Source organism: Cupriavidus sp. WS (assembly GCF_000395345.1).
GTDB classification, from domain to species: domain Bacteria; phylum Pseudomonadota; class Gammaproteobacteria; order Burkholderiales; family Burkholderiaceae; genus Cupriavidus; species Cupriavidus basilensis_B.
The window spans coordinates 1-19683 of record NZ_AQPL01000191.1 but is presented as its reverse complement, the minus strand read 5'-3'; the positions used below and the strand labels follow the sequence as shown (position 1 = coordinate 19683).

At 72.0% G+C, this 19683-nt stretch carries 18 protein-coding genes and 1 pseudogene; 9 read left to right on the top strand and 10 right to left on the bottom strand.

From position 1 onward, the window contains the following. Window positions 1–74: 74 nt before the first annotated feature. Window positions 75–1046 (top strand): tripartite tricarboxylate transporter substrate binding protein, encoded by a 972-nt coding sequence (locus K206_RS0116010; RefSeq protein ID WP_020203402.1) that lies wholly within the window; start codon window positions 75–77, stop codon window positions 1044–1046. Here K206_RS0116010 and gcvA read toward each other — a convergent pair. Further along, window positions 979–1968: a transcriptional regulator GcvA gene (gene gcvA / locus K206_RS38455; RefSeq protein WP_020203401.1), complete on the bottom strand. Its 990-nt coding sequence runs from the start codon at window positions 1966–1968 to the stop codon at window positions 979–981. The genes K206_RS0116010 and gcvA overlap by 68 nt on opposite strands. A gap of 134 nt (window positions 1969–2102) precedes the next feature. Beyond that, complete coding sequence (locus K206_RS0116000; protein ID WP_020203400.1) at window positions 2103–3056, bottom strand: LysR family transcriptional regulator; 954 nt, start codon at window positions 3054–3056, stop codon at window positions 2103–2105. 355 nt (window positions 3057–3411) lie between these two features. Here K206_RS0116000 and K206_RS0115995 point away from each other — a divergent pair, with 355 nt between their 5' ends. Beyond that, entirely contained in the window at window positions 3412–5610 is a 2199-nt protein-coding gene (locus K206_RS0115995; protein ID WP_020203399.1) for a molybdopterin cofactor-binding domain-containing protein, read from the top strand. A gap of 47 nt (window positions 5611–5657) precedes the next feature. Here K206_RS0115995 and K206_RS0115990 read toward each other — a convergent pair whose 3' ends face one another. From K206_RS0115990 to K206_RS0115980, 3 genes are all read right to left on the bottom strand, one after another. Next, entirely contained in the window at window positions 5658–6134 is a 477-nt protein-coding gene (locus K206_RS0115990) for a (2Fe-2S)-binding protein (protein WP_020203398.1), read from the bottom strand. Between the two features lie 157 nt (window positions 6135–6291). Continuing rightward, window positions 6292–7110 carry a hypothetical protein gene (locus K206_RS0115985; protein WP_020203397.1) on the bottom strand — a complete coding sequence of 273 codons (819 nt, stop codon included), beginning with the start codon at window positions 7108–7110 and terminating at the stop codon, window positions 6292–6294. Window positions 7111–7229: 119 nt separating this feature from the next. Then, window positions 7230–8648: a TAXI family TRAP transporter solute-binding subunit gene (locus tag K206_RS0115980; RefSeq protein ID WP_020203396.1), complete on the bottom strand. Its 1419-nt coding sequence runs from the start codon at window positions 8646–8648 to the stop codon at window positions 7230–7232. Window positions 8649–8980: 332 nt separating this feature from the next. Here K206_RS0115980 and K206_RS0115975 point away from each other — a divergent pair, with 332 nt between their 5' ends. The 4 genes from K206_RS0115975 to K206_RS0115960 are packed head-to-tail and all read left to right on the top strand — an operon-like array spanning window position 8981 to window position 13834. Then, entirely contained in the window at window positions 8981–9460 is a 480-nt protein-coding gene (locus K206_RS0115975; protein ID WP_020423803.1) for a hypothetical protein, read from the top strand. Between the two features lie 17 nt (window positions 9461–9477). After that, the gene (locus tag K206_RS0115970; protein WP_020423802.1) at window positions 9478–11121 is read left to right on the top strand and encodes a hypothetical protein; all 1644 of its coding nucleotides are present in this window, start codon (window positions 9478–9480) and stop codon (window positions 11119–11121) included. Between the two features lies 1 nt (window position 11122). Beyond that, complete coding sequence (locus tag K206_RS0115965) at window positions 11123–13132, top strand: hypothetical protein (protein WP_020203394.1); 2010 nt, start codon at window positions 11123–11125, stop codon at window positions 13130–13132. 12 nt (window positions 13133–13144) lie between these two features. Continuing rightward, window positions 13145–13834 (top strand): hypothetical protein, encoded by a 690-nt coding sequence (locus K206_RS0115960; RefSeq protein WP_020203393.1) that lies wholly within the window; start codon window positions 13145–13147, stop codon window positions 13832–13834. Window positions 13835–13899: 65 nt separating this feature from the next. On the opposite strand, the gene K206_RS0115955 is transcribed toward K206_RS0115960, so the two are convergent. Continuing rightward, complete coding sequence (locus K206_RS0115955) at window positions 13900–14781, bottom strand: NAD(P)-dependent oxidoreductase (protein ID WP_020203392.1); 882 nt, start codon at window positions 14779–14781, stop codon at window positions 13900–13902. 257 nt (window positions 14782–15038) lie between these two features. Between K206_RS0115955 and K206_RS0115950 the strand changes: the two genes are divergently transcribed. Then, window positions 15039–15521, top strand: a complete 483-nt coding sequence (locus tag K206_RS0115950; RefSeq protein ID WP_020203391.1) for a hypothetical protein — start codon at window positions 15039–15041, stop codon at window positions 15519–15521. Between the two features lie 120 nt (window positions 15522–15641). Then, window positions 15642–15911, top strand: coding sequence for a hypothetical protein (locus K206_RS0115945; protein ID WP_020203390.1), 270 nt, complete (start codon window positions 15642–15644; stop codon window positions 15909–15911). 19 nt (window positions 15912–15930) lie between these two features. Here the strand turns inward: K206_RS0115945 and K206_RS0115940 are convergent, their stop codons facing one another. Continuing rightward, window positions 15931–16131 carry a hypothetical protein gene (locus tag K206_RS0115940; RefSeq protein ID WP_020203389.1) on the bottom strand — a complete coding sequence of 67 codons (201 nt, stop codon included), beginning with the start codon at window positions 16129–16131 and terminating at the stop codon, window positions 15931–15933. Between the two features lie 836 nt (window positions 16132–16967). On the opposite strand from K206_RS0115940, the gene K206_RS0115935 reads away from it, so the two are divergent. Next, window positions 16968–18440: an MFS transporter gene (locus K206_RS0115935; RefSeq protein WP_020203388.1), complete on the top strand. Its 1473-nt coding sequence runs from the start codon at window positions 16968–16970 to the stop codon at window positions 18438–18440. 10 nt (window positions 18441–18450) lie between these two features. Here the strand turns inward: K206_RS0115935 and K206_RS0115930 are convergent, their stop codons facing one another. From K206_RS0115930 to K206_RS43725, 3 genes and pseudogenes are all read right to left on the bottom strand, one after another. Further along, on the bottom strand, window positions 18451–18897 hold the full coding sequence (locus K206_RS0115930) for a PaaI family thioesterase (RefSeq protein ID WP_020203387.1): 447 nt from the start codon (window positions 18895–18897) through the stop codon (window positions 18451–18453). Between the two features lie 153 nt (window positions 18898–19050). Then, the gene (locus K206_RS38450) at window positions 19051–19407 is read right to left on the bottom strand and encodes a DUF3325 domain-containing protein (protein ID WP_020203386.1); all 357 of its coding nucleotides are present in this window, start codon (window positions 19405–19407) and stop codon (window positions 19051–19053) included. Continuing rightward, window positions 19404–19683: pseudogene (locus tag K206_RS43725) on the bottom strand (PepSY domain-containing protein); the annotation flags it as partial. The gene K206_RS38450 and the pseudogene K206_RS43725, both read right to left, overlap by 4 nt.

Below are 19683 nucleotides of genomic sequence, written 5' to 3'. Positions count from 1 at the left end.
CCTGCCGCGCGGCCCCCGCCGCGGCGCCGGCGGGGCCGCAGCAAGACACACAAGCAAAAGACTGGAGACTGGCAATGCACAAGACCTTGCTGGCGAGCGCGCTCGCCCTTTGCGCCACCTTTGGCGCCGCATCCGCGCACGCCGCCTACCCCGACAAGCCGTTGAGCCTGGTGGTGCCGTTCCCCGCCGGCGGCGCCACCGACGCGATGGCGCGGCTGCTGGCCGAGCGCCTGGGCCGGCAGCTCGGCCAGCCGGTGATCGTGGACAACCGCGGCGGCGCCGGCGGCTCGGTGGCGGCGGAGTATGCGCTGGCCGCGCCGCGCGACGGCTACACGCTGTTCTTCGCCACCACTGGCACGATGGCGATCAACCCGCACATCTACCGCAAGCTCAAGTACGACCCGCAGAAGGACTTCGCCCCGGTGGGCACGCTGGCGAGCGCCTCCAACGTGCTGGTGGTCAGCCCGCAGGTGAAGGCGCGCACGGTGGCCGAGCTGATCGCGCAGGCCAAGGCCAGCCCCGGCAAGCTGACCTACGGCTCGGCTGGGATCGGCAGTTCCAGCCATCTGTCGGGCGCGCTGTTCGCCTCGATGACCGGCACGCAACTGCTGCACGTGCCGTACCGCGGCTCCGCGCCGGCGCTGGTGGACTTCCTGGCCGGGCGCGTGGACATGATGTTCGACACCGCTTCCACGCACGCGCCCAACGTGCAGGCCGGCAAGGTGCGGGCGCTGGCCGTGACCAGCGCGGCGGGCTCGCCGGCGTTCCCGGGCGTGCCGTCGGTCGCCGCGGCCGGCGTGCCCGGCTACGACGTCTCGATCTGGTTCGGGCTGGTGGCGCCGCAGGGCACGCCCAGGGCCAGCGTGGACAAGCTGGCCGAGGCCATGCGCGGCGTCATGCAGGGGCCGGACCTGAAGCCCGCGCTGGCCGCGCTGGGCGCCACGCCGCTGGCCAAGACGCCGGCCGAGTTCGCCGCGTTCATCCGGCAGGAGAGCGAGCGCTGGGGCCGGACGGCAAAGCTGGCCGGGGCGACCGACCTGGACTGAGCGGCGCGCATGGCGGGGCGCCGTCGGCCTGCTGCGCGGCGGCGGTCGCGCGCAGCAGCCATTCGCGGAACGCCTGGAACGCCTGCGATTGCGCCGCGCCCGCCGGGTACAGCAGGTAGTAGCCGTCCTGCAGCCGGTGGACGTGGCCGAACGGCGCCACCAGTTCCCCGGAGGCGAGATAGGACTCCACCAGCACGCGGATGCCGATGGCGATGCCCGCGCCCTGCAAGGCCGCCTCGTAGGCCATCGCGGAATTCTCGAACTTCATGCCGTTGCGGGCGCTGATGCCGGCCGCCGCCGCGCCCGCCGAGCGCAGCCACGTGCTCCAGTCGTCGGGCCGCGACAAGGAGTGCAGCAGCGTCACGCCGCGCAGCGCTTCGGCCGGCGTTGCCGCGCCGGCCAGCAGGCCCGGCCGGCACACCGGCACCAGCTCCAGCGGCGCGAGCGGGTCCGCCATCAGGCCGGGCCAGTGGCCGCTGCCCGAGCGGATGGCCGCATCCACGCCGCCCAGCTCGAAGCTCGCCGGCAGCAGCGACGCCGTGAGGCGCACCTCGATCTCCGGATGCGCGCGCGAGAACAGCGCCAGGCGCGGGATCAGCCAGCGCTGCGCGAAGGTGGTGTAGGCCTGGATCGACAGCATGTCGCGCCGGCCGCGATGCTTCAGCCCGCTGGTGGCCGCGGCGATGTCGTCCAGCGCGCGCGTGAGCGGCGGCAGCAGGCGCGCGCCGTCCTGCGTGAGCCGGATGCTGCGGTGCCCGCGCTCGAACAGCGTCATGCCGAAATATTCCTCCAGCGCGCGCACCTGCTTGCTCACCGCGACCTGGCTCACGCGCATTTCGCGCGCGGCCAGCGTGAAGCTGCGCAGGCGGGCGGCTGCCTCGAAGGCACGGAGCGGATTGAGCGGAGGCAGGCTGCTGCGCATGGTGACGGCGGTGACGGTGTTCCGTCATGGTCGGTGCCGCGCCGCGCGGCGCGCAAGCCTATTCTTTGAAGCACGCCTTCCGGCGGTTTTAAGGAAAACTGCAGGATCGCCGCCGCGTCGCCGCCTGGCTGTCGCTAGCGCTCGTGCAGCGCCAGGGTGCCGTCGATGCGCGGCGTGGGCGGCTGCTGGCCGCCGAGCTTCTGCGCGGCCAGGAAATCGATGAACGCGCGCAGCTTGTTCGGCACCCGGCGGCGGTCCGGGTAATAGAGCGTCAGTCCCGGCAGGACCGGGCTCCAGTCGGCCAGCACGCGCACCAGGCGGCCGTCCGCGAGCAGCGGATCGATGTAGCCGTTGATCATGTAGGCGATGCCGAGCCCGTCGAGCGCCGCCTGCACCAGCGCGGCCGAGTCGTTGACGACCAACCGCCCCTTGACCACCAGCTGCACCGCGGCATCGCCCTTGCGGAAGTCCCAGCGCTCCACCTGACCGCTGCTCACGTGGCGAAAGCCGATGCAGCAGTGCGCGGTGAGGTCGTCCGGCTGCGCCGGCGTGCCGCGCCGGCGCAGGTACTCCGGCGAGGCCACCACGTGCGCGGACATCTTCGGCCCCACGGGCACCGCCACCATGTCGCGCTCCACCAGGTTGCCGAAGCGGATGCCCGCGTCGAAGCCGCGCCCCACGATGTCGACCAGGCTGTTCTCGATGCAGATCTCCATGTCGATCTGCGGATAGGCGGCCAGGAAGCGCTCGAGAATGGGCTGCAGCACGATCATGTAGGCCGAGCGCGGCACGTTCAGGCGCAGCAGCCCGCCGGGCTCGCGGCCCTGGTCGCCGAGTTCCTCGGTGGCGTCGATCAGCTCGCGCACGGCCGGGCCGATGCGCGCCAGGTACTGCGCGCCGGCCTCGGTCAGGCTCACGCTGCGCGTGGTGCGGTTGAACAGCGCGAAGCCCACGCGCTTTTCCAGCATCCGTACCGACTGGCTCACGGCGGACGGCGACACGCCGAGCCGCACCGCCGCCGCGGAGAAGCTGCTGAACTCCGCAACGCAGACGAAGGTGGCAAGGCCATCCAGTTGGTCTTGAGGCATCCGGCTCGGTTTCCTTGAAGTGGGCGGCACCTCGCGGTGCCAGGTGCCGTACTGGCCGACGACGCGATTCTAGCGCCATTGCCGGCGCGCGCCGGTATCGGGCGGCCGGCGAGGCATGGAACCGCGCCAGCTGCTGTCTCCCCGTTCCCATGCAATGGGAGCGGGGCCCGGGGGAGAGGACAAGGCGCCGGCAGGAATGAAGCCGTCCGCGCCGCGCGGACGCATGACGGCAGCGGCACGACTATGCAAATCCCCTTCAAAGGCCTTGCGGGCGCGCGCCGTTCCGCGGCGGCGGGCCGGGCCGTAGACTGACCGCCAACGCGAACTGACACGATCGAAGGGGTGTGCGATGGCAATGGACAAGGAACCCGAAGTACTGGAACGAGAGCAGGCCGGCGCGGCGGCCGTGTCGCGGCGCACCTTCCTCAAGGCGGGCGTGGCGGCCGGCGGCGCCCTGGTGCTGGCCTTCAGCCTGTGGCCGCTGGCGCAGCGGGAACTGGCGGACGGTGCCGGCGCGCCCGAGGCCGGGCCGCCGTTCGAGCCCAATGCGTTCATCCGCATCGGCACCGATGGCAAGGTGACTTTCGTCGTGCCGCGCGTGGAGATGGGGCAGGGCACCTACACTGCCTTGCCGGTGCTGCTGGCCGAGGAGCTCGGCACCGCGCTGGACAGCGTGGTGCTGGAGCACGCGCCCGCCGACAAGCACTACGACAACCCGGCGCTGGGTTTCCAGGTGACGGGCGGCTCCACCTCGATCCGCAGCGCGTGGGAGCCGATGCGGCGCGCCGGCGCCGCCGCGCGCATCATGCTGGTGGCGGCCGCGGCGCGCGCCTGGCAGGTCGATCCGGCCACCTGCGAGGCCGGCGGCGGCGCGGTGACGCACGCGGCGTCCGGCCGCCGGCTCGGCTACGGCGAGCTGGCCACGCGCGCCGCGCGCGAGCCGGTGCCGCAGGAGGTGCCGCTCAAGCCGGCCAGCGCGTTCAAGCTGATCGGCACCGCGCAGCGCCGGCTGGACTCGCCGGACAAGGTGACGGGCCGCGCCGTGTACGGCATCGACACGCGGCTGCCGGGCATGAAGGTGGCGGCGATCCTGCCGTGCCCGGTGCTGGGCGGCAAGCTGTCCGCCGTGGACGACGCGCCCGCGCTGGCGGTGCCCGGCGTGCGGCAGGTAGTGCGCCTGGACGATGCCGTCGCCGTGGTGGCCGACCACACCGGCGCGGCGCGCAAGGGCCTGGCCGCGCTCGCGCCGCGCTGGGACGGCGGCGCCAATGCCGCCTATTCCACGCAGGAAATGGTGGCCGACCTGGCCCGCGCCTCCGAAAGCGAAGGCGCGGTCGCCCGCAAGGTGGGCGACGCGCCGGCGGCCCTCGCCGGTGCCGCGCGGGTGGTGCGCGCGGTCTACGAGCAGCCCTTCCTCGCCCACGCCTGCATGGAGCCGGTCAACTGCACCGTGCACGTGCGCGACGACGGCTGCGAGCTGTGGCTCGGCACGCAGGTGCCCGGCCGCGCGCAGGAAGCCGCCGCGCAGGTCACGGGCCTGCCCGCGGAGAAGGTGATGGTGCACAACCAGTTCCTCGGCGGCGGCTTCGGGCGGCGGCTGGACGTGGACTACGTGACGCAGGCGGTGCGCGTGGCGCGGCAGGTCAGGAGCCCCGTCAAGGTGGTGTGGTCGCGCGAGGAAGACACGCGCCACAGCACCTTCCGCCCCTATCACTACAACCGCATCAGCGCCGCGCTCGACCGCGACGGGCGGCCGGTGGCGTGGCAGCACCGTGTCACCGCTTCGTCGGTGCTGGCGCGCTGGCTGCCGGCGCGCTTCACCAACAACGTCGACGGCGACGCGATCCGCGACGCGGCGGGCCCCTACGATTTCCCCAACATCCTGATCCAGTACGTGCGGCGCGAGCCGGCCGCGGGCATCACCACCGGATTCTGGCGCGGTGTCGGCCATACGCAGAACGCCTTCGTGGTGGAGAGCTTCCTCGACGAGCTGGCGCACACGGCGGGCCAGGACCCGGTGGCCTACCGCCTTGCGCTGCTCGACAAGCATCCGCGCGCGCGCCACGTGCTGCGGATGGCGGCCGAGAAGGCGGGCTGGGGCAGGCGCATGCCGGCGCGCAGCGGGCTGGGCGTGGCGGTGACGTTCTGCTTCGGCTCCTACGCGGCCCAGGTCACGGAGGTGGCGGTGGATGCCAGCGGGCAGGTGCAGGTCAAGCGCATCGTGACCGTGATGGACTGCGGCCGCGCTATCTCGCCCGATACCGTGATCGCGCAGATGCAGGGCGGCGCGGTGTTCGGCCTGACGGCGGCGCTGTTCGGCCGGATTTCGATCAAGGACGGGCGCGTGGAGCAGGGCAACTTCGACAGCTACCGCATCCTGCGCATCAACGAGACGCCGGTGCTGGAGACGCACCTCGTGGACAGCACCGAGGAGCCCGGCGGCGTGGGCGAGGTGTCCACCGTGATGATCGCGCCGTCGCTGATGAACGCGATCTTCGCCGCGACCGGGCGGCGCCTGCGTAGCCTGCCGGTGGACCCGGCCAGGCTGGCCTAGCGCATGCGGGGGGCCGTGCCGGTCCCCCGTCGTTCACGTCTCAGGCCTCAGGCCGCCTTCGGGGCGTTGCCGCCGGCGGCGGCTTCGCGGATCGCCGTGCGGATGCGCGCGTACGTGCCGCAGCGGCAGATGTTGCCGGACATCGCGGAGTCGATTTCCTCGTCGCTCGGGTTCGGGTTGCTCTGCAGCAGCGCCGTGGCGGACATGATCTGCCCCGACTGGCAATAGCCGCACTGCACGACCTGCTGCGCCAGCCACGCCGCCTGGACGCGCTTGCCGGCGTCGCTCTCGCCCACCGCCTCGATGGTGGTGATCTCGCGCGTGCCGATGCTCTCCAGCGGCGTCAGGCACGCGCGCGCCGGCGCGCCGTCGACGTGGATGGTGCAGGCCCCGCACAGGCCCATGCCGCAGCCGAACTTGGTGCCGGCCATGCCGACGAGGTCGCGCAGCACCCACAGCACCGGGGTGTCGGCTTCGGCATCGACGGTATGGGGCGACCCATTGATCTTGATGGTGTAGCTCATTCGGGAATCCTCGCGCGGCAGTGTGATGGGGAGGGCGGCGCTCCGCGGCCCGTGGCCGGTCCGCCCGTATTGCCGCCAAGGGTAGCCCGCCGCGCCGGGCGCGATAAGGGCGCTGCGGCTGGATAGGGCTTGAAGCGCTGCTTTATGGCGCGCCGGGCTATCCGCCCAGGTACATGCTCCGGTCCGCTCCCGGCGCGGGCACCGGCGCCTGCGCGGCGGCCGGCGCGGGCGGCGTCGACGGCGTGGCGGATGTGGACGGCGGCAAGTCCGGCTCCAGCGGGTCTTGCGGGCGCGGCGCGCCGGCGGCATAGCGCTGGCGGCGCGGCGCGTCGTCGGCCTGCCGTTGCTGGTAGAGGCGCAGGCTCTCTCGCGCGTTGCCGATGCCGCCGCGCTGCCGGGCCAGGTCCAGCTTTTCGCGGCGCTGCACGCGGCTGGGGTCCTGGCGGTCGAGCGCGTCGGACGCTTCGAGGAAGCGGCGGTCGGATTCGCTGAGGTACGGATACTGCATCAGCCGGTCGCGGATCGCGGCCAGGTGGCTGGCTTCTTCCTCGAATGCCTTTTGCTGCTCCCTTTGCTGCCGGCGCTCGGCCTCTTCCTGCTCTTCCTGTTTTTCGTGCGCGTAGGCGGCGCGCTCGGCCATCGGGACGTGGCCCGCGGCGCGCAGGCGCTGCAGCGCCGCGGCGGCGTCCGCGCGCTCGCGCGGCGTGGCGCGGGGATCGTTGGCGGTCCGGTAGAGGGCCTCCACGCGCTCCTTGATGGTCGCCGTGCTGGCCGCCGGGCAGGCGGCGTCGGCCGGCTCGCAGGCGGTGGCGAACCAGCCGAAGCCATAGTGCAGGACCACGAGCGCGATGCAGATCACCAGGATGCCGGTAGCCGACAGCGCCAGCAGCCCGCCGGCAGGCGCGCCGTCCCCGGCGCCCCTCGCGGCGGCGGCCCTGGCTGCCGCCCGCTTCGATACCCAGATTCTCTTGCTCATGACTCGCTTTGTCCGACCCCGCGCCCGCTCTGCGGTGGGCGTCGGCCATCATAGCATCCGGGCCGGGCAATCCATTGCGCCGGCCGGGCGGGGGGGTGCCCGCCGCCCGGCGCGGTGGACTAGGTTCCGGTCAGGCGCCGGCGGACAAAGGCGATGTGCTCGCGCAGCACGTAGAACTGGTCGGCGTAGGCCAGCGGCATCTTGAGCCGGTTGACGGCAGCCTCGATGTGATCCAGGCGCGCGATCAGCGAGGTTTTTTCTTCCTCGGTGGGATCGACCATCGCCACGCGCTCGATCTCGATCAGGGCGCCGTACCAGCGGTAGATGCGCGACTTGACGCGCCAGGTGTAGAGCGACGGCACCACCTTGAACGCCGGGATCAGCAGCACGATGATCGGCAGCACCACCAGCAGCGCGCGGTCGGCCAGGCTGGCCAGCCAGAACGGCAGGTGGCGGTAGAGGAAGCCCTTGCCGGAGGCGTAGTAGCGCGTGGCGTCGTCGCTGAGCGGGAACTCGTGCACGGTGGCCGAGGGGAACTGCCCCGCGCCCTGCAGCAGCCCGGCCTTGCCGTGGACCTCGCGCGCGGCCTCGATCAGCAGGTCGGACAGGGCCGGGTGCAGCGTGTCGCGCGCCACCAGCTCCACCGTGGGGCTGATCAGGTGGATCGGGCGCGGCGGCAGGTTCTTGCCCAGGTCCAGCACGCCGGCGGGCAGCACCAGTTGCTGCAGGTAGAGAAAGCGCCGCGTGTAGGCGTCGGCCTGGGCGAAATCCAGCAGGCGCACGCCGGGCTCGCGGAACAGCTTGCGCATGGTCGGCCCGGTGGCGGAGTCGCCGGTGAGCATGGCCACGTCGATCCTGCCGTCGAGCAGGGCCTGCGCCGCCTCGTCGCCGTCATAGGAGATCAGCGTGGCGCTGCCGCCGGGCTCGATGCCGTTGGCCTTGAGCAGGGTCAGCGCCAGCGCGCGGGCGCCGCTGCCCTCGCGGCCGATGGCGATGCGCGCCGTGCGGAAGTCGGACAGCTTGTGCCTCTCCCGGCCGCGGTACAGCACGCTGATCGGCGCGTAGAACATGCTGCCGAGCGAGACCAGCCCGTCCTTGTCCACGTCGCCGGAGACGCCGCCCTGGACCAGCGCCACGTCGACGGACTGCCCGCGGTCGGCCAGCCGCTTCACGTTCTGCTGCGAGCCCTCGGAGGCCAGCACGTCGAGGCGGATGCCGTTGCGCGCGAGGATCGCGCGGTACTGCTCGGCCGCGTTCCAGAACGAGCTGTCCTTCGGGCCGGCGCTGATGGTCATGGTGTTCGGCGGCGCCGGCTGGATCAGCCACACCGCCAGCCACGCGGCGGCGATGCAGAACACCACGGCGGGCCCGAACGAGACCGCCAGGTCGCGCCACGAGATGGCGACGAAGCGGGCGCCCAGGCGGCGGATGTCGGGCTTGGCGAGCCTGGCGGTCCGGGACCGCGGCGTGGCACCGGGCGTGGTATCGGGCGTGGCGTCGGGTGGCGTGGGCTGGTCTTGCCCGGAGTCTGGCGTCATCGGCTCGCGTGCGGGGAAGGGAGCGCCCGATCATAGCACCGGCACCGGCGCGCTTCCCGCGCGTGGTGCCGGTCAGGATCGACCGCCCCCCGCATTGCCCGCCATACCCCTCGTCAGACGCATTGTGCAGCGGCCTGATTCGTGCCGCCTGCGGGTTTTCTTCCCGATATCGCTTCGACATTAAAGAACCGCGGCGTCAGGCCGATAACGGGGACTTGCAAGGCGCCCTGCAAGAGAAGGCGCCGGTTGAAAAACCGCCGCCGGCCCATCCGGGCAGACGGTGCTCCGCGCACCGGCGCGCAGAGCGGATCCTTGATACGAGACTGACGACCATGAACCGAATCAACAGGCTGCTGCCTCCCACCATGCTGGCGGCGGCGCTGCTCGCTGCCGCCTGCAATTTCCCGGGGATCGACGGCGGCGGCGCCGCGCCGACGGTGGCGCAGGTGCAGGCCACGCTCGCCGACAAGAACTTCGGCCAGGCCGCGGCGCTGGCGGACCAGCTGACGGCGGCGGACCCCAAGAACGCGGATGCCTGGATGGCGGCGGCCGAAGCCAAGGCGGCCGTCGGCAGCCGGCTGGGCGCGCTCGCCGCGCTGGAGACCGCGCTGGCCAACGGCATGCGCGACGGCGCGCGCATCGACGCCAGCCCCTATCTCGCGCCGCTGCGCTCGTCCAGCGAGTACCAGCCGCTGCTGCAGCGCTTCAGCGTGACCAGGCAGGCGGCAGCGGCGGGCGACACCGCCATCGAGCAGACCGCGGCCGGCATCGAGGCGCGCGCCGGCGATGTGTCGGTCAAGATTTCCAACTGATTCCAGCACCCAGAAACATGAACGCTTTCAACAAGACGCTGCTGTGCGCGGCAATCGCGGCCGTGGTGGCCGCGCCGGCCGCGTACGCGATGGACATCGAGGCGCGCGGCGTCGGCACGGCGAAGATCTCCGAAGACCTGAACTCGGTGCGCACCTCGGCGCTGCGCCAGGCCAGGCGCAATGCCGTGCTGGCGGCGCTGGACAAGGTGGTGGGCGCCGGCACCAGCAAGAACCCCGAGGTGCAGGCCAGGCTGGACGACCTCGTGGTGCAGGTGGGCGAGGAGTCGTTCTACGGCGCCACGCCCAGCTCGGCCGACGGCGAGTACCGCGTCAGCATCACGCTGCGCATGGACGACAAGGCCCTGCGCACGGAGATCAGCGACCTGGGCCTGGCCCTGAACACCACCACCACGCGCAGCCAGCCGATCCTGGTGATGATGGACGAGTTCTTCACCACGCCGACCAACCTGCGCGCGCCGCTGGAAGAACTGACCGAGTTCCGCCACGAGGAGGGCGCCAGCTACAACGAGAAGGAAGCCGCTTCCAGCGCGAGCAAATCGGCTTATGCCGCCAGCAGCAAGGCCGCCTATGCCTCCAAGGAGCAGGCCGCCTATGCCGTGAAGGATGCCTCGGCCGGCCGCGTCAGCGCCGCGCGCGACACGCAGGTGGCGGGCGCCGCGCAGGACGGCTACGGCGGCCAGGCCGCGGTGGCGGGCCGCGACAGCGCGCGCTACGACGCCGCCAGCGCCAGCAGCCACCAGGCCGCGGGCGCGGCCTCGCGCCAGGTGGCGGCGGCCAGCAGCAGCAACGTGGCCGCGGCCTCGTCGTCGCAATCGGCATACGCGCGCAACGTCAGCGCCGAGGACCACAACAACACCTACTTCCGCAAGCTGGTCAAGTACCAGCCGCAGAACACCGGCCCGGACAAGAAGAACTACACCTACAACGAGCTCAAGGGCCAGCTGGGCGACCTCGACATCAAGGTGCTCGACAACGCCATCTTCAAGAGCAAGTACTTCGGCAACCGCGCCATCACGCTGGACCAGCTCGAGAACGGCGCCGAGCTGGCCAGGTACGTGGACTTCGCGCGCCAGGAAGCCACCGCGGACTACCTGATGATCGGCTCGTCGGTGATCTATGACCTGGGCGTGGACCGGAACTCGGGCCAGCCCGCGTGCACGGGCGTGGCCAGCACCAAGACCTTCTCCACCAAGACCGGCGAGGACATCGGCTCGGCCACGCAATCGGAAACCGCGACCGGCGTGTCGTCCGACGATTGCCGCGCCCGGCTGGCCGTCAAGCTGGCCGGCAGCCTCGGCAACCAGGTGGGCAAGCGCATCCAGGAGTTCGCCAAGAAGCGCACCATGTACGGCGCGGAGTACGTCATCCGCCTGACCGGCGGCAATCTTTCGCTGATGAGCCGCACCGCCTTCAACCAGGCGCTCAAGAACGTGCCGGGGCTGGACAAGGCCGTGCAGCGCCAGGCCGGCGCGAGCCAGCTGGAGGTGGTGGCGACCTACAAGGGCAGCGACCCGCTGGACCAGGCCGTGGCGATGGCCCTCGGCGGCAATCCGCTGTTCGCCGGGCTCGACTCGATGGTCGACGGCAACATCGTCACCCTGTGCATGAATGGCTGCGGCAAGCCCAAGGCGGGACGCTGAGATGCGCCGGCATATCGTGGCGCTCGGCGCCGCCATCGCCGCGGCCGGCGGCTGGGCCGGCCACGCCGCGGCCGCGCCGGCGGCGGGCCTGTACGTGGTCCCGGGCATCTTCTTCGACGACGGCGCCGCGGGCGCGGGCAGCAGCAAGGTCGACCCGGCCTTCCGCCCCGCGCTGGACGTGAAGCAGGCGAGCGCGCTGCTGCAGGAGCGCGCGCAAGCCCACTTCAAGGCGCTGGCGCCGGACCTGGACAGCAAGAACCGCCTGCGCACGCTGGCGCTGTCGGTGCAGGTCACGCGCGTGTCGCGCTACCGGATCGACAAGAGCGACGGCACCACCGACATCTACCTGCCGATCACGCTGAGCGTGTATTTCAGCAACCCGATGACCGGCGAGGTGCTGCAGTCGTTCAGCCAGACCCGCTACGACGTGCTGACCGTCGCGCGGGCGCAGGGCGCCGCCGGCATCGATGCCAAGGTGGCCGCCGCCTACCGCGCGGGCTTTGCCGCGCTGCTGGACAGCACGCTGGCCGCCGCGGCCGCGCAGTTCAACCCGTACGTGGTCGAGACCCGGGTGGCCGACACCTGGCGCGGCTTCGTCATCCTGGACCAGGGCTACCAGGCCGGCATCGGCAAGGGCGACGTCCTGAACGACGGCGAGTCCGAGATCCGCGTGGAGTACGCCGGCCAGCGCTATGCGGTGGCCGTGCCGGTGCTGGGCGCGCCCAGGGATGGCGCGGTGTTCAGCCGCGCCAACACGATGGCGCTGTCGGACGTGCGCAAGCCGCGCGTGCTGGCGCTGGTCAGCGACGGCAACCCGGACTTGTCGGATGCGGTCAGCACCCAGCTGTTTACCGACAAGCTCGGCAGCGGCGCGCCGTTCGCCACGCTGCCGCTCAACGCCAACTTCAGCCAGGTCCAGGCGTCCATCGACAGCCACACCAGGATCGGGCACGAGGTCAGCGGCAGGCGCGCGCTGCCCGACTATTTCATCCGCATGGTGGTGCCGCCGGCGCGCCACTACGAGCTGCCGACCAACCTCAGCTACAAGGCCCGGCAGAGTTACCAGGCCTGGGTCTTCGCGGAGCTGCTCTCGCGCGACGGGCGCGTGCTGTACGCGGCCGACGTGAGCCAGCGCATCGACGACACGGTGACGGACAAGTCGGGCTTCAACGCCGCCGACCGCCGCGAGGTGGTGCTGAAGAACGCGCTCAACGAGCTGGCCGAGCGCTTCGGCAAGGAGGTCCGCTTCAAGCCGCTGTCGCTGCAGGTGAGCGGGGCGGCCGGCGACAACTTCGAGGTCGACGATCCCGGCATGAACCTGCAGATCGGCGACACCATCCGCACCTATCGCAACGCGGGCCGGCCCGGCGGCATTGCCGAGGACGCGCTGGTGCCCACCTGGGAAGCGAGCGTGGTCGGCCGCGACGGCGCGCGCGTCACGGCCTCGCCGGTCCTGCCGGTGGCCGGCAAGCCGCCCCGGCCCGCGGCCGGCGACCTCGTGCTGTTCGACAGCGTGGCCAGTGCCGGCGCGTCCGGCCAGCGCGTGGCGTATTGCCCGGCGCAGAAGAGCCAGGTGGGCTCGGTGGCGCTGGAGCGCTTCGACTGGCTGGCCTACGCCAGCGCCGCGCAGGCGCCCGTGGTCATGATGAACCCGGGGCTGGCCGCGCTGGTGAAGGGCAAGGTCGGCGGGCAGTCCGGCTTTGCCGGCAATCTCGAATTGCGCCCGGGCGCCTACGACAAGTGCCTGGAAGCGCTGTACCGCATCGACCCGAAGGAACGGACCTGCGACGACGGCATGTGCGCGCAGGGCTATGGCATCCGCCTGGCCTACCGGCAGAAGGCGGGCGGCAGCGCCGCCGGCCAGGCCATCCTGGAGCACGCCTTTACGTCGAACGGCTACCCGGCCGCGGCGGACGCCGACAACGTCGGCGTGCTGCAACGCATCGACCTGGACAAGGACACCCGCGCCGGTCTCGATGCTGTCATGAAGCAATTGCTGAATCCCAACTAAGGAAAACACGCTGTGAAAAAAACATCCGCACTCCTGGGCGCCCTGATGGCAGGCATCCTGCTGACCTCCACCGCGCCGGTCATGGCGTTCGGCCTGGGCAACCTCGCCGCGGCCATCCCGGGCGTGGGCGGCGGCACCTCGGGCGCCGCCGTGTCCGCGGGCGACATCGATGCCTTCATCCAGACCGCGCAGGAAGCCGACCAGATGATCGGCACCTCCAGCCGCCACATTTTCAAGGCGGTGGCGAGCAAGCAGGACATCGCCGAGCAGGAAGCCCGGCTGGCCACCGCCAACGCCATCGCCGACCCCGCCGAGAAGGCCGCGGCGATCAACAAGATCCGCGACGACGAAGCCACCGCGCTGCAGAAGTCGCTGGCGAGCCAGGAAGTGCAGGACAAGCTCAAGACCATGAACCAGGCGCAACTGGCCTCGTTCGGCAATGCCGCCTTCACCTTCATGCTGGGCGTGCTCAAGGACAAGCAACTGGCCGAAGGCAGCACCGCGCTGGTGTCGGGCGTGACCTCCAACCCGACCCTGCTGCCGCGCCTTGGCGCGCTCAAGGATGTGGTCACGTCGGTCGGCGCGCAGGCGGTCAGCACGGCGAAGATCGGCGAAGGCCTGCTCAAGCTGGCCAAGTCCGGCAAGATCGCCGCGCTGCCGGCATCGGCATCGGAAAAACCGAAGAAGGTCGACGACATCTAAGCCGGATTCCCGCCTGTCGCCTGGACCGCGGCCCGGATGCCTTGCGCATGCCGGGCCGTTTTTTTTCAGCCCGCGAGCTTCCCGCCGAGGATGCCGATCAGCTCGGGCACCGTGGCCTGCGGCCGCTCGCTGCCGGCGGCCTGCTCGTAGGTGCCCAGCACGGCCTCGGCGGTGGCGCGCGCGGCGCCGAGTTCGCGCGCCATCGTGGTGTAGTAGCCCATGTCCTTGCGCGCGTTGGCCAGCGTGAAGCGGAAGCCCGAGTCGTCCCCCGATTCGATGTAGGGGCGCAGGCGGTCGAGCACCACGCTGTTGCCGCCGCCCGTGGACAGCACTTCCAGCAGCACGGCCGGGTCGACCTCGGCGCGCCCGGCGCAGGCGGCGGCTTCGGCGAGCACGGCGGAGAAGCCCAGCGAGACGTAGTTGTGCAGCAGCTTGAGCCGGTGGCCGGAGCCGGTGGGGCCGGCGTAGACGATGTTCTCGGCGAAGCAGGCCAGCAGCGGGCGGCATTGCTCGAACAGCGCGCGCTCGCCGCCGACGATCAGGTTGAGGCGGCCCTCGGCGGCTTCCCTGGGCGTGCGCGTCATCGGCGTGTCGAGAAAGCGGCCGCCGGCGCGCGCCACGGCCTCGGCGATGCGCACGGTAGAGGACGGAATCGCGGTGGAGCAGTCGATCACCACCGTGCCCGGGCGCAGGCCGGCCAGCACGCCGTCGGCGCGGAACAGGGCGTCCTCCACTTCCGGGGTGCCGGTCACGCACAGGATCACGGTATCGGCGGCGCGCGCCACCTCGGCCGGCGTGGCGGCGGTGACGGCGCCCGCGGCCAGCAGCCGGTCCAGCGGCTGGTTGCCGGGGTGGTCCAGCAGCACCAGCGGGTGGCCGTGCCTGGCGAGGTTGGTGGCGATGCCGTGGCCCATCATGCCGATGCCGATCATGCCGATTGTGTTCATCTTGTCTCCGTGTCGTGCGGGTTGGTCTTGTATTCGACGCATCCGCTACTGTACCCGGAGCATGAAGCGGCGGGGCCGCGCCAGGCCTTGGTCGCGACCATCATCGCCGCCTGCGGGCAGGGATCGTTGAAGACGTCGCCCGGGCAGCAGAAGCGCCGGCGGCTGCCGGGCGCGGCGCGAAATTTCCCCCAGGAAGTGTTATTGCCGCCGCCGGCGGCGGCATGGAGACTGTCGGCACTTCACGGCCGGGGACGGGAATGATGGCAATCAGGGGACAGGGCAATGCAGCCGCGAACGGAGCAAGGCGTGTCGCGCGCCTGCGCGGCCACGCGGCGCGCTTCCGGAAATTCGTCAGCGCGTGCCTCGCGCATGACGGTTTCCTGCCCGACGTGATCGTGGCCTGCGCGGGATTGCCCGGCGACGAGGAAGAAAGCTTCACGCTGCATACCGCCGTCGGCCGCCTCTACGCGCAGTTCGGCTTCGCGCAGTGGGACGGCCATCTGGTGGGCAGGTACCGGTTCTCCCGCTTCCTGCTCGGCGACGACCTGAAGGAGCGGCTGGTGCCGTTTCACGCGATCCTGATCGAGCAGGAAGGGCGCGCCACCTTTGCCGAGGACGGTTTCTTCGAGTGGGAGATTCCCGATGCCTTCCGCGCCGACAGCCATCACGGCCAGGCGCTGACGCGGACCTTGCTGGAGGCCTACCAGGCGTCGCTGCCGGCGTTCGAACGGCCGCGGTAGCTGCCTGCCGCCGCCTGTCCCCAAGGCGCTCCGCGCCATATTGCCCGCCCAATCCCCTTGCTGCGATACTGCCTGTCTCATGACCCGCCGGCCTGCGCGGCGGTTTTCCGGGAGACGGCGATGGCGCAATTGCGGTTCCACGAACTGCCGGCGCAGGAGCGCGACGCGTTCGCGTCGGCCTGCGCGCTGCACGGATTTGCCCAGGAAGATTTCGAGGTCAGCGCGGCGGCGGCGGGGGACGGCGATGCCGGCCGGCCGCCGCGCCGGATCGCGGTGGTCCGCGTGACGGGCGGCGAGGCGCGCGAGTACCGGGATGGCCCGGTCAGGTGGACGGAGGCTTTCGAGCGCGACCTCGCGCGGGACGTGTTCGGTTTTCCGCTGGCCGATTAGCGGGCCGGATATCCGGCCTTCAGGACGACTGGCCTGCCGCGCGGCGCCGCGCGCTTGCCGTGCCGGCGGCCGGCGCCGGGCGGCGGATGGCTTCTTCGAGCGCATCGGCCAGCGCGCGCGTGCGGCGCTCGGCGAGCTGCTGCCGCGTGGGTTCGCCGCCGGGCTGCGGGCGGTTGCCCGCTGGCGCCGCGTCGGTCAGGGATTTCGGTTTCCGGATCATAGGGGCTCGGTCCAGGATCTGCCGTTACCGGCAAGGTTGCATGCCGACAGGTACGGCCACGGGCGCATTGTGCGCCCGGGCGGCATGGCGCGGCTCCCTCTCGTGGGAGTAAGCGCGAAGGACTATTGACGCGGCCGGGCCATTCCGGGTACGCCGCGCCGGCCGGGAAAAACGGGGCCGCGCGCGTCGCCCGCGGCCCGCGAAGCCCCAGCCATGAGGCTACCTCCCTGTTGCGCGATGCCCGCCGCCCGGCCGGGCCGCGCGCGATGTCGCGATGCCGGTGGCGCGCAGGAATCGTGCCACGCGCCGCGCGGCGCACAGCCCGCTTGCGGTCGGCCTGCACGCCCGCGGCCCGGCGGGATTTCCGGCCGCGGAGGCACGCCTGCGGCGCGCGTTCGCCCGCGTGGCGGTGCCGGCACCGGGCATCCCTGATTTTCCGATCGATGTAAAAAAGCGCTTCGTGCCACGAGCGGCCGGCGGGGCGCGGGCAAAAAAAATGCCCGCAGGGAAATGACTCCGGGGGCATTGAAGAAGTGACATGGGCGAGAGGCTTTCCCGCCCGAACGCAGTGTCTCATTCCCGGCCCCGCTTGACGCCCCCAACACCGTAGGGTTTGTGCTCTGCCATTTGCTTGACTTGTATCAAAAAGTGAAGCAGGCGCCAGTGGCGGCGAGGCGACCACGCCGGGTCCGTCGCCGGCCACGAGGACGATGGGACGCGGACGCCGCCCGAATTCTGCCTATGATGAAGGCTTGCCGCCGATGGCCGCGCCGCACGCAAAGGCCGGGTCGCCGCGCCGACGCGCGCGGCGCCGTGGCGTCCACCGGAGCCTGTCCATGCCGCTTGTGCAGACCATGCCGGACGTACCGGCCGCGCGCGCGGTGCGCAGCGACATCCCCGCGCGGCTGGACCGGCTGCCGTGGTCGCGCTGGCACTGGCGCGTGGTGGCCGCGCTGGGCGTGGCGTGGGTGCTGGACGGGCTGGAGGTCACGCTGGTGGGCTCGCTCGGCGGCGTGCTCGAGCAGCCCGAGGGGCTAGGGCTGGATGCCGCGCAGGTGGGTTGGCTCGGCTCGCTGTACGTGGCGGGCGCGGTGGCCGGCGCGCTGGTGTTCGGCCGCCTGGCCGACCGCTTCGGCCGCAAGACGCTGTTCCTGGTGACGCTGGCGGTGTACGCGGCGGCCACCTTCGCCACGGCGTTTGCGCCGGGCTTCGGGTTCTTCGCGGTGTGCCGCTTCCTGACCGGGCTGGGCATCGGCGGGGAGTACGCGGCCATCAACTCGGCCATCGACGAACTGATCCCGGCGCGCGTGCGCGGGCGCGTCAACCTCGCCATCAACGGCAGCTTCTGGCTGGGCGCGGCGCTCGGCGCGGGCCTGAGCCTGCTGCTGCTGGACCCGCGCGTGCTGGGCCCGGCGCTGGGCTGGCGCGCCGCCTTCGCGCTGGGCGCGCTGCTCGCGGTGGCGATCCTGCTGGTGCGGCGCGACGTGCCCGAGAGCCCGCGCTGGCTGCTCCTGCACGGGCGCGCGGACGAAGCCGAGCGCATCGTCGCCGCCATCGAGGCGCAGGTGCGGGCCCAGTGCGGCGCGCTGCCGGCGGCGGCCGGCAGCATCGCCCTCGCGCGGCGCGGCGCGGCCACGCTGCGCGAAGTGGCCGGCGTGCTGCTGCGCCGCTACCGGCTGCGCAGCGCCGTGGCGCTGGCGCTGATGGTCTCGCAGGCGTTCTTCTACAACGCCATCTTCTTCACCTACGCGCTGGTGCTCACGCGCTTCTACGCCGTGCCGGACAACCGCGTGGGGCTGTACATGTTCCCGTTCGCGCTCGGCAACGTGCTGGGGCCGCTGCTGCTCGGGCCGCTGTTCGACCGCGTGGGGCGCCGCCGCATGATCGCGCTGACCTACGTGCTCTCGGGCGTGGGGCTGGCGCTGACGGGCTGGGCTTTCATGCAGGGCTGGCTCGATGCGCGCAGCCAGGCGCTGTGCTGGTCCGCCGTGTTCTTCCTGGCGTCGGCCGCGGCCAGCTCGGCCTATCTCACGGTCAGCGAAGTCTTTCCGCTGGAGACGCGCGCGCTGGCGATCTCGGTGTTCTACGCCGTGGGCACGGGCAGCGGCGGCTTCATCGGGCCGCTGCTGTTCGGCACGCTGATCGCCAGCGGCAGCCGCGCCGCCGTGGCCGCCGGCTACGGCATCGGCGCGGCGCTGGTGATCGTCGCGGGCCTGTTCGCGCTGCGCTATGCGGTCAACGCCGAGCGGCGGGCGCTGGAGGACATCGCGCCGCCGCTGTCCGCGCATGGCGGGCACGAACGGGAATAGCGCCGCCGCTTCAGGCCGGCGCCGCCGGGTCCTTGCGGCGGAACGCCGCCTGCGCGGTGGCGATCACGCGGCCCTGGCTGTCGGTGACTTCGGCGTGGGAGAAGAACACGCGGCGCCCGCCGCCCACGCGGCGGCCCACTACGGTAAGCAGCTCCAGCTTCCCGGAGGCGACGTAGTTGACGTTGAGCGAGATGGTGGTGGCCGCGCGCCGCACGCCGCCTTCGGGGAACAGGCCGGCATAACCGCCCGCGGCATCGAGCAGCGTGGCCAGGATGCCGCCCTGGACCACGCCGGTATTGTTGAGATGCGCCGGCTGCGGCGTCAGCGACATGCGCACGAGGTCGGGCTCCCATGCCACGATGGTCACGTCGAGCGATTCGAGGAAGGGATTCTCCAGTGCCCAGGCCGGGCTCGCGGGCGTGTCTTGGGTAGGCTGGGCGGGGGTCTGGTCGGACATGGCTTGAAGCGGGGGGCGTTCGGTTGGCATGGCCGTCATGATAGCCGGCGGCGGCGGGCGGGCCTCCATATCCTCGAGAGGCAGGCTTCGCCGCCGGAGAGCGTGGCGCGTTTGTCCGCGCCGCCGCCCGGCAATGTTCGGCGCCGCGCGCGCTCAGGGCAGCGCGCGCAGCGCCAGCAGCCCGCAGCCGCCGAGCGCGCCGCTCCAGCCCGCCGCGCGCAGCGCCAGGGCGGGCGCGCAGGACAGCAGCAGCACCACCGGCAACGCGCCCAGCGTCAGCATGCCGACCCAGGCCACGGTGCCCATCGGCCAGCCCTGTTCCAGCACGCACGCCGCCAGCGCCAGGGCCAGCGCGGCCCAGCCCAGGCCGTGCAGGCGCACGCGCTCGGCGGTGCCGGGCACGCTGCCGCGGCCGTTGCGGTCGGCATAGTGCCGGTCGAGTGTCTGGCTCAGCGTGCTGAAGCCGCTGAACACCAGCGCCAGCGCGGCCAGGAAGGCGAGGCCGTTCATGTCGCCCCCTTGGCGTCGCGCGCGCCGTGCGGCTGGCGCGCCGCGGGCACCGCCTTGCGCGCCGCCGTGCGGCGGCCGAGCACCCACGCCGCCGCGCCCAGCGCGATGCCCAGCGCCAGCACCGTGAGGTCGAAGCCGGCCACCGCGGCCGGCCCCTGTCCCCGCAGCAGCGTCGCGCCGAGGTGCGTGTCCGTGGTGAGCGCGTTGAGCACGGGAATGCCGGCGAGCATCAGCGCGCCGGTCCACAGTTGCGCGCGCCACATGGCGCGCGCGGGG

Bases quoted from the DNA above. Each gene is read 5' to 3' on its own strand.
- K206_RS0116010 (WP_020203402.1), top strand. From the start codon at position 75: ATGCACAAGACCTTGCTGGCGAGCGCGCTCGCCCTTTGCGCCACCTTT.
- gcvA (WP_020203401.1), bottom strand. From the start codon at position 1,968: ATGCGCAGCAGCCTGCCTCCGCTCAATCCGCTCCGTGCCTTCGAGGCA.
- K206_RS0116000 (WP_020203400.1), bottom strand. From the start codon at position 3,056: ATGCCTCAAGACCAACTGGATGGCCTTGCCACCTTCGTCTGCGTTGCG.
- K206_RS0115995 (WP_020203399.1), top strand. From the start codon at position 3,412: ATGGACAAGGAACCCGAAGTACTGGAACGAGAGCAGGCCGGCGCGGCG.
- K206_RS0115990 (WP_020203398.1), bottom strand. From the start codon at position 6,134: ATGAGCTACACCATCAAGATCAATGGGTCGCCCCATACCGTCGATGCC.
- K206_RS0115985 (WP_020203397.1), bottom strand. From the start codon at position 7,110: ATGAGCAAGAGAATCTGGGTATCGAAGCGGGCGGCAGCCAGGGCCGCC.
- K206_RS0115980 (WP_020203396.1), bottom strand. From the start codon at position 8,648: ATGACGCCAGACTCCGGGCAAGACCAGCCCACGCCACCCGACGCCACG.
- K206_RS0115975 (WP_020423803.1), top strand. From the start codon at position 8,981: ATGAACCGAATCAACAGGCTGCTGCCTCCCACCATGCTGGCGGCGGCG.
- K206_RS0115970 (WP_020423802.1), top strand. From the start codon at position 9,478: ATGAACGCTTTCAACAAGACGCTGCTGTGCGCGGCAATCGCGGCCGTG.
- K206_RS0115965 (WP_020203394.1), top strand. From the start codon at position 11,123: ATGCGCCGGCATATCGTGGCGCTCGGCGCCGCCATCGCCGCGGCCGGC.
- K206_RS0115955 (WP_020203392.1), bottom strand. From the start codon at position 14,781: ATGAACACAATCGGCATGATCGGCATCGGCATGATGGGCCACGGCATC.
- K206_RS0115950 (WP_020203391.1), top strand. From the start codon at position 15,039: ATGATGGCAATCAGGGGACAGGGCAATGCAGCCGCGAACGGAGCAAGG.
- K206_RS0115945 (WP_020203390.1), top strand. From the start codon at position 15,642: ATGGCGCAATTGCGGTTCCACGAACTGCCGGCGCAGGAGCGCGACGCG.
- K206_RS0115940 (WP_020203389.1), bottom strand. From the start codon at position 16,131: ATGATCCGGAAACCGAAATCCCTGACCGACGCGGCGCCAGCGGGCAAC.
- K206_RS0115935 (WP_020203388.1), top strand. From the start codon at position 16,968: ATGCCGCTTGTGCAGACCATGCCGGACGTACCGGCCGCGCGCGCGGTG.
- K206_RS0115930 (WP_020203387.1), bottom strand. From the start codon at position 18,897: ATGTCCGACCAGACCCCCGCCCAGCCTACCCAAGACACGCCCGCGAGC.
- K206_RS38450 (WP_020203386.1), bottom strand. From the start codon at position 19,407: ATGAACGGCCTCGCCTTCCTGGCCGCGCTGGCGCTGGTGTTCAGCGGC.